14 protein-coding genes and 1 pseudogene are annotated in these 13765 nt (G+C 68.0%); 7 read left to right on the top strand and 8 right to left on the bottom strand.

Going from position 1 to position 13765, the window contains the following annotated elements:
• Window positions 1-12: 12 nt before the first annotated feature.
• The 4 genes from OG758_RS47090 to OG758_RS47075 form a co-directional block, all read right to left on the bottom strand.
• On the bottom strand, window positions 13-480 hold the full coding sequence (locus tag OG758_RS47090) for an SRPBCC family protein (protein WP_326715532.1): 468 nt from the start codon (window positions 478-480) through the stop codon (window positions 13-15).
• A gap of 404 nt (window positions 481-884) precedes the next feature.
• On the bottom strand, window positions 885-1220 hold the full coding sequence (locus tag OG758_RS47085; RefSeq protein WP_326715531.1) for a hypothetical protein: 336 nt from the start codon (window positions 1218-1220) through the stop codon (window positions 885-887).
• A 100-nt stretch (window positions 1221-1320) separates the two neighbouring features.
• Window positions 1321-1698, bottom strand: coding sequence for a hypothetical protein (locus tag OG758_RS47080; protein ID WP_326715530.1), 378 nt, complete (start codon window positions 1696-1698; stop codon window positions 1321-1323).
• 217 nt (window positions 1699-1915) lie between these two features.
• Window positions 1916-3172, bottom strand: a complete 1257-nt coding sequence (locus OG758_RS47075; RefSeq protein WP_326715529.1) for an MFS transporter — start codon at window positions 3170-3172, stop codon at window positions 1916-1918.
• Window positions 3173-3356: 184 nt separating this feature from the next.
• Between OG758_RS47075 and OG758_RS47070 the strand changes: the two are divergent.
• Window positions 3357-3554, top strand: a pseudogene (locus tag OG758_RS47070) (DUF4253 domain-containing protein); the annotation flags it as partial.
• 106 nt (window positions 3555-3660) lie between these two features.
• Here the strand turns inward: OG758_RS47070 and OG758_RS47065 are convergent.
• Window positions 3661-3783 carry a hypothetical protein gene (locus OG758_RS47065; protein ID WP_326716310.1) on the bottom strand — a complete coding sequence of 41 codons (123 nt, stop codon included), beginning with the start codon at window positions 3781-3783 and terminating at the stop codon, window positions 3661-3663.
• A gap of 391 nt (window positions 3784-4174) precedes the next feature.
• Between OG758_RS47065 and OG758_RS47060 the strand changes: the two genes are divergently transcribed.
• The 5 genes from OG758_RS47060 to OG758_RS47040 all read left to right on the top strand — a co-directional run bounded on the left by OG758_RS47060 (window position 4175) and on the right by OG758_RS47040 (window position 10768).
• Window positions 4175-6157 (top strand): ABC transporter ATP-binding protein, encoded by a 1983-nt coding sequence (locus OG758_RS47060; RefSeq protein WP_326716270.1) that lies wholly within the window; start codon window positions 4175-4177, stop codon window positions 6155-6157.
• Window positions 6158-7016: 859 nt separating this feature from the next.
• Window positions 7017-7523: a hypothetical protein gene (locus tag OG758_RS47055; protein WP_326715528.1), complete on the top strand. Its 507-nt coding sequence runs from the start codon at window positions 7017-7019 to the stop codon at window positions 7521-7523.
• A 301-nt stretch (window positions 7524-7824) separates the two neighbouring features.
• Window positions 7825-8457 (top strand): GNAT family N-acetyltransferase, encoded by a 633-nt coding sequence (locus OG758_RS47050; RefSeq protein ID WP_326715527.1) that lies wholly within the window; start codon window positions 7825-7827, stop codon window positions 8455-8457.
• Between the two features lie 863 nt (window positions 8458-9320).
• A complete protein-coding gene (locus OG758_RS47045; protein WP_326715526.1) occupies window positions 9321-9899 on the top strand; it encodes a carboxymuconolactone decarboxylase family protein in 579 nt (192 codons plus the stop codon).
• Window positions 9896-10768 (top strand): RNA polymerase sigma-70 factor, encoded by an 873-nt coding sequence (locus tag OG758_RS47040; protein WP_326715525.1) that lies wholly within the window; start codon window positions 9896-9898, stop codon window positions 10766-10768. The genes OG758_RS47045 and OG758_RS47040 overlap by 4 nt, the downstream gene beginning before the upstream one ends.
• Before the next feature lie 393 nt (window positions 10769-11161).
• On the opposite strand, the gene OG758_RS47035 is transcribed toward OG758_RS47040, so the two are convergent.
• On the bottom strand, window positions 11162-11395 hold the full coding sequence (locus tag OG758_RS47035; protein WP_326715524.1) for a helix-turn-helix domain-containing protein: 234 nt from the start codon (window positions 11393-11395) through the stop codon (window positions 11162-11164).
• A 578-nt stretch (window positions 11396-11973) separates the two neighbouring features.
• On the opposite strand from OG758_RS47035, the gene OG758_RS47030 reads away from it, so the two are divergent.
• Complete coding sequence (locus OG758_RS47030) at window positions 11974-12252, top strand: hypothetical protein (RefSeq protein ID WP_326715523.1); 279 nt, start codon at window positions 11974-11976, stop codon at window positions 12250-12252.
• Here OG758_RS47030 and OG758_RS47025 read toward each other — a convergent pair.
• On the bottom strand, window positions 12232-12696 hold the full coding sequence (locus OG758_RS47025; RefSeq protein ID WP_326716269.1) for a helix-turn-helix domain-containing protein: 465 nt from the start codon (window positions 12694-12696) through the stop codon (window positions 12232-12234). The two genes, OG758_RS47030 and OG758_RS47025, sit on opposite strands and share 21 nt — an antisense overlap.
• A gap of 263 nt (window positions 12697-12959) precedes the next feature.
• Window positions 12960-13145, bottom strand: coding sequence for a DUF6381 family protein (locus tag OG758_RS47020; RefSeq protein ID WP_326715522.1), 186 nt, complete (start codon window positions 13143-13145; stop codon window positions 12960-12962).
• Window positions 13146-13765: the final 620 nt, after the last annotated feature.

Raw genomic sequence — 13765 nt, 5'->3', positions numbered from 1 at the left:
GCGGGTGCCAGGTCAGAGCTGTTGTGGTCCGGGCGCGGAGGGGCCCAGGGCCTGTTGGAGTGCGGCCGGAAGCTGTTCGGACACCTCATCCCCCAACCGCTCGAACTCCCCTTTCAGGAGGGGCGTTGCCAGTCGCGCGATTCCGTGGAACTCGACATGCGCGCGGTAGGTGATCCGGGTGCCGCCTGAATGCGGCTCGAAGCGCAGATCGTCCGTCGAGGTAGCCGTCTTGTTGCGCCCGACGAAAGTGAGCCGGTCGTCGCTCATCCGCGTCAGTTCGTAGCGAAGCTCGGTGCGGCGTCCACGGAACGAGGAAACATTCAGCCACTTTGTGCCCACCCCCACCGGAGCGCCGGCGCTGAGGGGCCGACAGCTGATGGTGCCGGGGTCCCACTGTTCGGCGTGGGAGAAGTCGGCCATGTAAGCCACGATCTCGTCGCGCGGACGACCCGAGTACATGACACGTTCGACCTTGATCACTACGACTCCTGGGGGCACATCGTGTTCCGTGCCCGGCTGGGCACGACAGTCTTCCTTCCCCGTACACGATCATCGGACGCAGGTCATCTCGGCCGACCAGTGACGGCGGCCTCGCGCCGTAAGGACCATGAGGTGAGGGTGCGGTTCCGTCTCGGCTGCATCTGCCCAGCCGACTGGGCAATCAGGCCGGCAGAACCGCGTGGAGCACCTACGGCCGTTCTCCCGACGTGTGCGGCGGCTTCGCTCTGGCAACGCGCTCCACGTCGCCACCGGCATCCGCTTCCGCGCGCTGCCCCTGACGCCGGAGCGCATCTACAGCCGGCTCAGGGAAAACCGGTCGATACGGACGGCGCGTTGACGCCCCGGACCGGCGCGCCGGTCACCTGGCCCGGTCGCACGTCCCGTCACACGATGCCGGTCACCGTGATGGTGATCTGTGATGTCGCGGCCGGATCCCTGGCTTCCAGGAAGGTCTCGATGGCGGTGCGGGTGGCTCGGGTGACCTCAACGGCCCGCGCTTCGGCGCGTGTGACGATCTGGACCTCGATACTCCAGGGTTCACTGCCGCCGGTCCGGCTGACCCGCAGCCCGCCGGGCGGCGAGGCATGGCCGAGCCGGGGTACTGACAGCGCCGACCGCAGCCGCTGCGCCACGTCGGGCTTGAGGAAGGCAACACCGGGCACCCCCTGCACCGTCCTGGCAAGTGCCTCCGCCAAAGCGGCCTGCGCCTGCTGGTTCATCCTTCCCGGCCTCTCTCCGTGGGTGGCGGACGCATCCTGACCTGCCGGTGCGTCATCGCCGCTGGGCGCATGGCCGGCGGCGACGTCGCCGGCAGATGCTTCATCGCCGGGCGAGGAACTTGTCGAACAGCTCGAAGAACACCTTGAGGACGTGTGCTTCCTGCTCCGGTGTAAGGTCCCAGCCGCCCTCCCACCCCGGCGAGGCGACCTGCCGAATCTGGGCTTCCCAGACGAGGTTGCCGCTGACCTGGTAGTTCGCGATCAGCCATTCGCGCCAACCATCCAGGCCCGGCCCGCCATACCGTTGGGCTGCCTGGTCATAGCCCACCATGAAGGCCGTCGCACCGATGAGGGACATGCGGCCGATGAACATGCCGGTCCGCTTCGCGAACTGGGAGAAGTACTCGCGTTCGCTCATGTCGATCAGATTCGTCACCTCCGAATCCTTCCGCCCCGACTCCCCGTTGTCGATGAACATCTGGCACCTCGCCAGGACCTCAACATCAGCCCGGTCACTCACGCAGCTGGCGGCACTCGGACTGACATGGGCCGCAGCATGACATCGGTGAGGGACACAAAGCGACGGCTAACCGCACCGGGGCCGCGCCGAGGCAGGTTTCGAAGAGCGCACCAGTGAAAGCAAGTTCGAATCCGAGCAGCCGCGAGGCAGGCGGGGGCGGACTCCGGTGGCGACCTCAGTGCTGCGGGCGGCCGGGCAGTCGGCTCAGGAGTGCCACAGCGCACAGCACGGGGATGAGTGCGGCCAGCGTCCAGGTCAGGCCGGCGAGCTCGGCGGCCCAGCCGATCGCGGCGGGACCGAGCAGGGTCCCCGCGTAGGTGAAGGTAGTGAACCGGGAGATCAGCGTCGCGGCTTCCGGGCTGTCCGCCTTCGCCTGCCCGACCGCGCTGTAGGCCAGCGGGATCAGGACCGACGCGCCCGCGCCCGCGACGGCGAACCCTCCGATGGCCGCGATCGGGTTCGGCGAAAGAAGCGCCATCGCCAGGCCGCACGCCGCGACGAGACCGCCGGCACGGAACAGGACCGGGGCGCCGTAGCGCAAGGTCAGGCGGTCGCCGACCACCCGACCGACCGCCTGAGCGCCGGTGTACGCGGTCACCGCCGTGGCCGCAAGACCGAGCGACGCGCCCCGGGAGTCGTGCAGGAAGATCGCGCTCCAGCCGAGGGCGGCGCCCTCGCAGACCATGAGGGCCGTGCCGGTCAGGCCGAGTGCCACGACCTCGCGGCTCCAGCCGCCGCGCAGGCCCAGGCAGCGCGGCTCGGGCGAGGACGCGCGGGCGCGGTCCCCTGTGCCGGTCTCCACCAGAAGCGGCCCCAGCAGCAGGCCCCCGGCCATGAGCACGGCGGCGGCTGCCACAAGGTGCGTGGCGAACGAGATACCTGCACGTTCCAGGACAGCCGTGGCGAGTGAGGCTACGACAGCGCTGACGCTCCATGCGGCGTGGCAGCCGTTGAGGATGGGACGTCCCAGGCGCCGCTCGATCGCGACAGCATGGGTGTTCATGACTGTGTCGGTGGTGCCGTGCACGGCACCGAGGGCCGCGACCACCACCACGAGTTCCACGGCTCCTCCGACCACGCCGACGAGCGCCAGCAGTACGGGCATGACGAGGAGTGAGGTGCGCAGCACCGGCCGCGTCCCGACCCGTGCCGTCAGCAGTCCCACACCCTGCATGCAGGCGAGGGCCGCCACGGCAAAAACCATGCCGATGAGCCCGAGTTGACCGTCGCTCAGATGATGCTTGTCCTTCAGTGATCCGAGCCGGACGACGTACGTCGACAGCGCGAGCCCGTTGAGAAAGAAAACGGCTGTCGCCGGCCACCGTCCGGCGCTCGCCGCCCTGCCCGGCGGTGCCGACCCGGTCGAACCGCCCCCGGCCTGGTCGGCAGCCGTTGTCGTCTTGTGCGCCGCAGTCTGGTCCTCGGCAGTCATCGTGCGCGCTCCGTCGCGTTCCACCCGTGCTCCGAGGGTGCCCGGACGACAGATGAAATCTAATCAACTCTAGCCGCAGACCGCTGACATCGCCCGCCTGCGGGCGAGATAAACCCATGGGAAGATCACTTCCCGCACAGATGCCGCTCCTTACTGTTGCGCCAGCATCCCAGGCAGACGGTCGGTGGGTCGCCGCGGCGGCCGGCCTCCCGTGTTGCGGCGCGGATTCAGCAGCCTTCACCTCAGCGTCGTCACACCCCCAAGCCGAATCGAAGACGCCTTGCCCGTCGCCGCCGAGCACTTCGCCTTCTGCCCCGACAACATCTGGCAGGGCTCACACCCGGACCTGGCCTCCTATGCACAGGACCTCATCGACCTCAACTGCTGGGAATTTGGGCGGGACTCAACCCGCAGGGAACGGCGCGCGCAACGATCACCTCCTCAACGGGCAGCGACCTTCCCGATCTTCGCAACGCAGCACGTCAGCACTACTCGTGAACACGCCACCGCGTCATGGACAGCACGATGCTGCCTCCTTCTGCGGCGGTGCGGGCCGGGATCTCGGTGGAGATCTTCTCCACCGCCCCGTTGTTGACGGATGCGACCACCATCTCGAAGCCGGTGAGGTCCGCCCGCAGCGCACAGATGGCCGAAAGTCGTCCGCAAGGGTGAGCGGCCAGGTGGCCAGTCACTCGGATGAGGCAGTTCCAGCAACCCTTTCACGTACGGGACTTGGGCCGCTGTCCAGATTCGAACTTGCTTTTACTGGTGCGCCCTTCGAAACCTGCTTCGGCGCGGCCCAGGTGCGGTTAGCTGTCGCTCTGTGTCCCTCACCCACACCCCGCTGGAGGCCTCCATGCCGGTACTTTGCCCTGCCCCCGTACGGACCGCTCTCCTCGAACGTTGCCCTGCTCACGCCGTCCGTTCGACGTGCAGCTCGATGAGATTCGGCCGCGCCTCAGAGCGATCAGGCAGTGGCCGATGAGTCTGTGGCGTGCGCGGATGACGGAGCCGACCGTGTCGGCGGCCGAGGAGGAGCTGTTCGGCGGCGCGCTGCGGTACGACACGGCGTGGTCGGAGCACGAGCGGTCTCGTGTCGAGGTGACGCTGCTGTCGGCGTTGCGGTCGATGCCGCGACTGGTCGGGGCGACGGTGAGGCGGGCGTGGCGGGCGGACCGGTCGGGTCTGGTGGTGCTGGGGATCGCGGAGATCGGCCAGGGCATCGCAGCGGCGGCCGGGCTGCTGATCGTGAACGCAGTGATGCACGCACTGCTGGGCAGCGGGAACGCGTCCGAGCGGCTGCATCAGGCACTGCCGGCGATCGTGGCGGGGGCCTGCGCCGCGGTGGTGCGGTCGCTGCTCGCAGGGTTGTCCACATCGCGGGCGGGGCGGCTGGAGCCGCTGGTGGAGCGGATCGCGACGGTCCAGTATCTGATGGCTGCGGCCGAGGTAGAGCTGGAGGCGATCGAAGATCCGCAGTTCAAACGGCTCATGGATGTGGCCCAGTTCGGGGTGGATGCCTCCCGGAGGATGATCTCGGCGTGCGTCGCGGCCCTGAACGGGGTGATCTCCCTGGTGTCGGCGGCGGGTGTGCTGAGCATCTTGGACGTGCGGCTCTTGCCGATGCTGCTGTTGATCGCCGCTCCGCGTGGATGGGGGGCGATGCGTGTCGCGCAGGAGCGCTACGTCTCCCGGCTGACATGGGTCGAGCATGTCCGCGCATCCCGGCTGATCGGCAACCTGCTGACCGAGCGGACGGCGGCGCAGGAGGTCCGGGTGCACCAGGTCGGCCCATACCTGCTGGCCAAGTACGAGGAGATGGCCGCGACCGCCGAGTCGGAGCAGCGGCGTCTGGCGACCCGCAAGGCCATGATCGAGCTGGTGGCGGCCGGCTTGTCCGGGCTGGCGACGGCCCTGACCTATGCAGCGGTGTACGGCATGATCACGGCCGGGTGGATGAGCCTCGCGGTGGCGGGCACCGCGGTTGTGGCCATTCGGTCCGGATCGGCGTCCCTGGGCTCCCTGGTCATGAATCTGAACCAATTGAACGAGGAGGCCCTGTACGTCCGCGATCACGAGACTTTCGTGACCGGTGCCGCCCTGCGCGCGCTTCCCTCCGGCGGTGAGCCACTGGCCCATCGGCTCGGCGCGGTAGAGCTGGAGAAGGTCAGCTACCGGTATCCCGACCGTGACCACTCGGCGCTCCACGAGGTGTCGCTGCGCCTGGAGATGGGCCGGGTGATCGCGGTGGTCGGCGAGAACGGCTCGGGCAAGTCCACCTTGATGAAGGTCCTTTCGGGGCTGGTGAGTCCCGAGGCCGGGACGGTCCGATTCGGTCTGCAGGATCTGAGCGACGTCCATCGGCGCGATATCTTCGCGCGGGTCGCCGTGCTCACCCAGGACTTCCAACGGTGGCCATTGACTGCGGCGATGAACCTGCGCATCGGGCGGCCCGAGCACCGGCACACCGAAGACGGGCTGATGCAGTCGCTGCGGCACGCGGACGCCGACAGGCTGTGGGAGAAATTTCCCTCCGGTTGGCAGTCCTTGCTCGGACGGATGTTCCGGGGCGCCGCAGACCTGTCGGGAGGCGAGTGGCAGCGCATCGGCCTGGCTCGCACCCACCGGCGAACCGTCACGCAGGACGCGGACAGCATTCTGATCGTCGACGAGCCGACCTCTGCCCTCGATCCGGAGACCGAGATCGAGGCATTCCGGCGCGTACGGGCCCTGGCCTCGCCCCACCGGGTGGTGGTCCTGGTCACCCACCGCATGTCCGGAGTGCGGCACGCCGATGTGATCCATGTCCTGCACCAGGGGCGCCTGGTGGAGTCCGGCAGCCACACGACCCTGATGGATCGCCCTGACGGGCGCTACCGGGCGATGTTCTTAGCCCAAGCCGCCGAGTACACAAACGCCCCGAACGATGACTGCGTACCCGGCCCGCGCGGGACCGCGCCCTCCTCTCACGAGCAGCCTCAGTAGCCCGGACCCAGGTGCCAGGCTCGGCGCGCCACCAACACCTCCCCCACCGAAGGCGAGAACGACGTGCCGCTGGGCCACACTCACATCCGCAAGACCGTCGACGCGTACCTCGCCCGTCACCCTGACGAACGGGGCTCTCTTTCTGCCCTTCTGGATGTCTCAAGACCGCCCCCGAAAATGCTTCCAGCCGGACGACCCTGCCCGGCCACGTCACGTGCAGCGCGTGGTCATCGACCACGACCGGCGCGTCCTACGCATCCGGCATCCGTTTATTCGCCCCTGGAGGACATGTCGAGTCAGAGGATCGGACCCTGCCGGCGGCAGCGCTTTGTAAACTGGCCGAGGAGGCTGGCATCCCGCCGGGCGCGTTGTGCCTGACGCCTCGGTACCTGGGCGCCCCGATCGGCAGCGACGTTCACGACATCGAGGCCTCGCAGGCCAACGGCGAGCCAGGCACCGGCATTTCGACGTCCGCTACCTGTTCTTTCTCGTCGACGAGGGGACGCCGGATGTGACTTTGCAGGAGCAGGAGGTGTCTGGTGCCCGCTGGTTGGCATTGTCTGACGCCACCTCGCCGACCTTGCGCGCCATACTTCTGGACAGCGGCCTCGACGGCGGTCCGGAGCCGGTGAACGCCTCCGCGTTGATCCACAACGGGGCCGGGGCGTGCCTCCTCCATCTGCGCGATGCCCGCCCCGACATCCGGGAGCCCTGGACCACGGCTGGCCAGTCGGGTGCCAAGGTCTGCTGGCCCCACCTGCGGATGCGGCCTGTGGCGGGCTGTCGGGCAAGAGTCGTCCCTGTCAACCAGCCGAACTCCGCGTGACGGTCCGGCCTCGCAGACGGTAGAACCCGACGTGTGACCTTGTTCTATTGCGCCAAGTGCGGGACCGCGCTCACCGGGGACCTGGTGGCGCTCCCGGTCGTTCCGGACGTCGATGACCCAGATCAGGGCCGGGACAAGAAGACCGGTCGGGCTCGCTCCACCGTCCCCCTCGGGCGCTACGCCATCGACCCCGACCCGTGGGGCGCCCCGTTCGTCGTCGCCGCTGCATCCCGCCGCCGCGCCCGCAGCAGCGGGCGCGAGTTGCTGCGAGCCGGCACTGGGGTCACCGTGTCCGCCGGATGGCGTGACAGCTTCGTTGTCCACCCAGACGATGCCCTGCCACACCTCGAACCCTTCACACTCGGGGACAACTGGCTCGGGTGCTGCGGCCCTACCGGCGCGCACGGCCCCAACCTGGCCTGCTTCTGCGGCTCTCGCCTGGCCACCTGGGCCGCCGACTGCATGGGCCCCAATGAACTCCACCTCGACCGCGTCCGTGTCTACGCCTGGCATCAGGGCGGACCAGCAGACGGCCATTGACGAAGGTGTGCCCCCACCGTCCCCGGGCGGTCCGCTCCACTCCACGGTTGAACTATCAATGAAGTGGGGAACGAAGATCGAGCCTGGGCATTTTCACGATCGCCATCAGCACGCCAGGATCATGCTTGGCTGCATGCCGGCCCTCACCCGGTCCGCGCCCTCCTAGGTCTGCCCGCGCACGGATGCTGCTCCCTCATCCAGCCCCCACCCGGTCCCAGCTGACAGCCGTTGGCGTGAGAAGCCCGTCTCCGGCGTGAAACACAGTTGCGGAATCGCTCCCGCACCCCCAAAGATCGGCGTCATGACTGCCTCGCCGGCTTCCCAGACCACCCTGCGCCCGTACCGCCCCGAGGACCGCGATGCCCTCTTCGACATCTGTGTACGGACCGGGCACGAGGGCGGCGATGCACGCCACCTCTACCCGGACCCGGCGCTCCTGCCGAACATCTTCGCCGCTCCCTACGTGGTCCTCGAACCGGACCTGGCCTTCGTCGTGGAGGACGGCGGACGGGCCGTCGGCTACATCGTCGGTACGGCCGACACCGCATCCTTCGTCGCCCGCTACCGTTCCCAGTGGCTCCCCGGCCTGACGGACCGCTACCCGGCCCCCATACAGCCCCCGTCCACCCCGGCCGAGGTGATGACCGACTTGATGCACCGCCCGGAACGGATGGTGCTCCCGGAGCTGGAGGCATACCCGGCCCATCTCCACATCGACCTGCTGCCCTCCCACCAGCGCAACGGGTACGGGCGGCAGCTCATGAATGCTTTCCTCGCCGCCCTGCACGCCAAGGGTGTCGCGGCGGTCCACCTCTCCATGGTCACCAACAACACCCCCGCCCGCGCCTTCTACGACCGCGTCGGCTTCCACGAGATCGCCGTCCCGGACCCGGGGCCTGTCACCTACCTCGGCCGGACCACGACCAGCCCCTGACCCGACGGCCTGGAGAGCTCAACTAAAGACCGAGTCCGCCACGCTGATCAGTATCAGCGCATGTACGAACCGTTCCGGCTGCGCCGACGGGTGCCGCCACGCCAGCGGGGCAGGTCCGGCCGCCCAGCCCCCGGCGCAGATACGCAACTCATCCGGTTCTTCGTCGAGTTCAGGATCGTGGCCCCGGGCGCGTCCTCCCAGAAGCCGACCATCCGCCTAGGCGACATCGGCGACATCGGCGACATCGGCGACATCGGCGACATCGGCGACCAGATCCTCTCCCCCACCGCAGAAGCTGCACAATCTCGCCGGCTTGACCGGCCTGGGGCGAGTGGAGGACTGCGGCAGCTCGTTCACAACGAGCGTCGGCGTTCCGCTTCTTATGAGGAAACGGTAGCTGCGGTCAACGCGCGCTTACTCCGGGGAGTTTGGAGCCGGCGCAGGTGCGATCTGGCGATCGCACCTTGCCCGGCGGCCACCACGGCGGCAGACCCGCCTGGAGGATCACCAATTCACCAAGGGATACGCCGTGGCCGCGACAGCGGACACCGGGTCGGTCGGTGCGAACTCCACTCGTTCGGGCTCTGGTGCACAGAACGGGAGCAGCCCCGTCCAGCGGCCCGCCGATGAGCGTGGCGTAGGTCCGGTGCGGGAGCGGGCCCGGGTTGGGGTCGTCGTGGTCGTGGCCGTAGACCCGAACGCGCCGGCGAGGAGGAATGACCTTGCGGTCACTGTCGTGTGAGAGCGGCCGAGGGTCGGTCTGTGCGCACTGACGATCTCTGCGCAGTGGCGATGGTGGTTGTCACATTCGCGGGCCCGGCGGTGTCTTCATGCCGAACAGGCAAACGTCTAAGGAGAACACGATGGCGCTACGCGTCCCGAAGGCCGAGCTCCCCGCCGAGCTCCGCGAAAACCTGATCAAGCAGCTCGGCTCCGTGCCCGAGCCCAACGAGGTGCTGTGGAACAACCCCAAGCTCGCCGAGGCCAATCAGGAGTTCGCTGCGAAAGTGGGCACCTGGGACGCGGCCGACGCGGGCCTCAAGACGTTCGCGCACATGGCTGTCGCGGCGCAGGTCGGCTGCAGCTGGTGCCTCGACATCAACTACTTCGCGGCACTGAACCAGAACCTGGACCTGGCCAAGGCGAGCCAGGTGCCGCGCTGGCGGGAGTCGCAGGTGTTCACGCCGTTGGAGCGGGAGGTGATGGAGTACGCCGAGGCCATGACGAACACGCCGACGACCGTCACCGATGAGCTGTCGGCAACTCTGCTCGGCCGGCTCGGCCCGGCGGCGCTGGTCGAGCTCACCGTGTTCATCGGCTTCGCCAACCTGGCAGCCAGGTGCAACACGGCGCATGGGATCACCTCGCAGGGCTACTCCGATGCCTGCGAGATCCCGCTGGCTGCGCGTGGTGAGACGTCCGACGTAGCCTCGACGGCATGACTCAGGACCCGTTCGTCGCCCATCGCAGCCTGCTGTTCACGGTCGCCTACGAGATGCTCGGCTCCGCGGCCGACGCGGAGGACGTGCTGCAGGAGTCCTGGCTGCGGTGGGCCGAGGTCGACCAGTCGCGGGTGATCGACGCGCGGGCGTACCTCGTCAGGACCGTCACGCGGCAGGCGCTCAACCGGCTGCGGACGCTGGCGCGCAGCCGGGAGGACTATGTCGGCGAGTGGCTGCCGGAACCGTTGCTGACCAGCCCTGATGTCGCCGAGGACGTAGAGCTCGCGGAGAGCGTCTCGATCGCGATGCTGACCGTCCTTGAAACACTCGGGCCGACGGAGCGGGCAGTGTTCGTGCTCCGCGAAGTCTTCGAGCTGCCCTATGGCGAGATTGCCGAGGCCATCGGGAAGTCCGCGGCCGCAGTGCGGCAGATCGCGCGGCGAGCACGCGAGCACGTGGCGGCCCGGCGACCGCGGGTGCAGGTGAGCCGCTCGGAGCAGCAGGCCGTGGTGGACCGGTTCCTACTCGCTTTGCGCACCGGGCAGTTGCAGGAGCTGGTGGACGTCATGGCGCCGGACGTGGTGTTGATCGCCGATGGTGGCGGGCTCGCGGCCGCCGCTCTGGCTCCGATCCACGGGGTCGAGCTCGTAGCGAAGGTACTCGCACGCACGAACCAGGCGGAAAGGGTCGCGTTCGCGACAACGGCCGTGTGGCTCAACGGCGCACCTGCGGGCCGGATCGAGATCGACGGCGAGCTGGCCACGGCGGTGAGCCTCGTGGTGGAGAACGGGCAGGTCACCCGGGTCTACCTGGTGAGAAACCCGCGGAAACTGACGAGACTGGACGAACCGGCTGAACTCGCCAGGTAAGTCAGCTGCCGCTCTGATGGCGTGAGTGGTCCGGGCGAAACCGCCCGGACCACTCACCACCGCAAGCCGGGCCAGAGCCCGACGGCGGCCAGGACCAAGGATCCAGGACGGACACGGACCCCAAAACGCCCGAGTATCACCTCAGATGCGTGAGACGCCGCCCAGCCAAGCGAGAGCGGACGCACGAGTCCTGACGGACCGAACCATCTGGGCCGAGTCGGCTCAGATCACTTGAGACCGGGACCACCTCGCCAGGGACGGGACAGAGATCACGTGACACGCACAGATGCAGTCTGTCTCAACGAACCAGTCCACGCGTCTCACACAATCCAGTCCGCGCAGGTCAGCGCCACGCAGGCGACTGACTTCGATGAGACAGGACATCATCCGACATCAGCTGAGCCGGTACTCCCGCGAGCCAGCACCAGCACGCCGAAGGACGCCCGCCTCTTCCAGACGACGCAGTTGATACAGGACCGATGATGGGCTGGACAGGCCCACCGCCGCAGCGATCTCCTGGACCGTAGGCGCCTCAGCGCGATCGGCGATGTGGGCGCGCATTGCCGCGACAACCGACCGCTGCCGCTCCGGGACCGTGACCTCCCAGGACCACCGGACCCGCGTCATGACTCCTCCCGCCCGGCCCGGCACCGAGCCGTCCAGGGGATCACAGACCCACGGAAGGGCAAGGGCGCCGGGGTCCGGGATGTGGGGGCTCTGGCCGAATCAGGAACTCGAACCACTCACGCAAGATGCAGTCATCCATGCATCCAAGGGGCCCGTCTCGGGCGAAGTAGGCGTGTGGGAAGCAGCAGGACCAGCCCCGTCCCGTCCGCACTGCAGAGGTGAAACTCATGAATGTGACCGTCAGCCAGCCCCCGACGGCACTTTCACGGACAAGTTGGCAGGTCACCTCCCTGGGGCAGGGGATTCCTTCCAGATGAACGACGTCGGTGGTCTGCTCGCCACAAGAGCGCAATCGTCCGGCTCAATCGACTCCGTGCTGCTGCCCGAGCCCTGACAGGGACGCCGGTGAAAAGAGAACACGGTGACGCTGTCCTTCGGTAGAACTCGCGTCGCTACTGCCATTCCAGCAGTCCTGCCGCATGGCAGTCCGGACTCCAACCGGCACCTGCACCACTGGGCCGCTGCAGCGGCCGGAGCGACAGCCTCCACCCAACGGATCGCAAGACCTAGGAGCAGCCATGATCGTCAAGAAGCTCTTCGATGCCGGCCTGAGGAGCGAGCATGCCTACACGGCGGCGTTCGCCTCGATCGGCCTGTCCGCCGCCTCGTGGTTCGTCTCCGTCAAGGCCGAAGCCCGCGGCATCGAGCGGGCCGACCGCTGGGGCATCTTCGTGGGCGAATGGGCACCCACGTTCTTCGCCCTCGGTCTCGCGCTCGCCAACTACGAGCGCGACAACATAATCACCCCCGAGAAATTCACCGAGCGCGCCTACTCCTCATCCACCTCGGACGCGTAAGTCAGCCACGGGCCTCCTCACGGAGGCCCTGTACCCGCAAGGGAACGCCCTCCACCCGTCGGCGCCCGCTCGTTCAGCAACTGCAGCACGGCCTCTATCGGCCCCTGCGCGGGCAGCAGACCTGATCCGACCGCGAACATCCAAGCTCCGCAACCACGGCTTCGACAACGCGCCCTCGTCGAACAGTTCCCACAGGCCTCGGGTTGACACCCAAGGCACGGCACTCGGCCGGTCAGCTTCCACCTCGGCGGACAGACGCGTGGAGCTGTTCCGCGGCCGCCGGGAGCGGTCCGACAGGCCGGGCATGCCCTCCTGCTCGAACCGCAGCCGCCAAGTGGGCAGAGTCTGAAGCGAGGTGCCGTGCCGAGCCGCGCCCTCACCGATCGGAGACCCGCCAAGCACCTCACGGACGGCCCGGTAGCGGTACTCGGCCAACTGGTACACATCCACAACCACCGAACGGAAGCACCCCTGCCTCACCGGTGGCTGCGAAATGACGGAGTTCAGCCGAACGTGTCAACCATGTCCACAGCACGAACGGTCAAGCATGTCCTGAGACCTCACACCGACACCGTAGCCGGTGTCGTTGGCGGCGGAAGCGTTGTTCTTGAGTGGAGACAGCAGTGACCGGCCGGGGGCCTCTCGCGTGCCAAAAAGGCCACGGAGGTCGGCCCCCGGCCGGTGGTCTGTGCTCGGAACTGCCGGGACTACATCGGGTGGATGTCCGGCTTGCCCGCACTGCCTGCCTGCTCGCTCTGCTCCTTGAGGTGGCGTGCCTTGTCCTTCAGGCGCTGACGCTCCTGCGGGTCAGTGGCGCGCTCCGCGGCCTGTTCCAGGTCCTGGGCCTTGGCACGGATCTGCTGGGCACGACCGGACTCGCCTGCAGCGCTCATGATCACTCCTTGGGGGATGAGGAAGAGCGGGCCACATCAGCGAAACAGGCCCCGCCACCCCTTGCATCTCGATCAATCACCCACTGTTATCTGCGCAGTTGGGAACGCTCTCGCGGAACGACTTGCGTGCCGGATCCTGCTCACGTGGTGAGGTGCTCTCGCTCAGTGGCTCCGGTCCCACGGGATCAGATACGAGCCCGTCGGCGTCGGCCGGGGCCGCGGCCTGTCCAGCCTGGAAACTTCACCGGATACACGGCGGTCGACCGGGGCCGGGGCACCTTCTTTGTGGAGCCGTCTGCGCTGCCGCTCCCTGTGGTGCCGGCGAAGCCGACAACCACCGGGGCAATGGCGGCCAGGACACTCATCTCCCGCCGCGCACCGGCCGCCCACCGCGAGTGCGCCCGAACCTTCGTACCGTCCGCACGAACGTACTCCCTCACGTGCACCGCTAGCTGCTCCCCCATCCAGACCGGTGCGCCCCTCACGCACGGGACCCACCAGGAAAGCAGCCACCAGTGACAACACATCCGGCAATTGTGGGGAGTTGTGATTCTCAGGCACCAGATCCGGTCACGGCCTGATCCCGCGCACCCGCCACGCCTGACCTCCCCGGAAAACGC

Origin of the sequence: Streptomyces sp. NBC_01474, assembly GCF_035918215.1 — a bacterium.
Lineage (GTDB): Bacteria > Actinomycetota > Actinomycetes > Streptomycetales > Streptomycetaceae > Streptomyces > Streptomyces aureus.
Note: the sequence above shows the minus strand (reverse complement) of the source record. Positions and strands in the feature narration are given on the sequence as shown.

What these genes read in the sequence shown, in the direction of transcription:
- OG758_RS47085 (WP_326715531.1), bottom strand. Translation starts at nt 1,220, where the DNA reads ATGAACCAGCAGGCGCAGGCCGCTTTGGCGGAGGCACTTGCCAGGACG.
- OG758_RS47080 (WP_326715530.1), bottom strand. Translation starts at nt 1,698, where the DNA reads ATGTTCATCGACAACGGGGAGTCGGGGCGGAAGGATTCGGAGGTGACG.
- OG758_RS47075 (WP_326715529.1), bottom strand. Translation starts at nt 3,172, where the DNA reads ATGACTGCCGAGGACCAGACTGCGGCGCACAAGACGACAACGGCTGCC.
- OG758_RS47065 (WP_326716310.1), bottom strand. Translation starts at nt 3,783, where the DNA reads ATGGTGGTCGCATCCGTCAACAACGGGGCGGTGGAGAAGATCTCCACC.
- OG758_RS47060 (WP_326716270.1), top strand. Translation starts at nt 4,175, where the DNA reads ATGACGGAGCCGACCGTGTCGGCGGCCGAGGAGGAGCTGTTCGGCGGC.
- OG758_RS47050 (WP_326715527.1), top strand. Translation starts at nt 7,825, where the DNA reads ATGACTGCCTCGCCGGCTTCCCAGACCACCCTGCGCCCGTACCGCCCC.
- OG758_RS47045 (WP_326715526.1), top strand. Translation starts at nt 9,321, where the DNA reads ATGGCGCTACGCGTCCCGAAGGCCGAGCTCCCCGCCGAGCTCCGCGAA.
- OG758_RS47040 (WP_326715525.1), top strand. Translation starts at nt 9,896, where the DNA reads ATGACTCAGGACCCGTTCGTCGCCCATCGCAGCCTGCTGTTCACGGTC.
- OG758_RS47035 (WP_326715524.1), bottom strand. Translation starts at nt 11,395, where the DNA reads ATGACGCGGGTCCGGTGGTCCTGGGAGGTCACGGTCCCGGAGCGGCAG.
- OG758_RS47030 (WP_326715523.1), top strand. Translation starts at nt 11,974, where the DNA reads ATGATCGTCAAGAAGCTCTTCGATGCCGGCCTGAGGAGCGAGCATGCC.
- OG758_RS47020 (WP_326715522.1), bottom strand. Translation starts at nt 13,145, where the DNA reads ATGAGCGCTGCAGGCGAGTCCGGTCGTGCCCAGCAGATCCGTGCCAAG.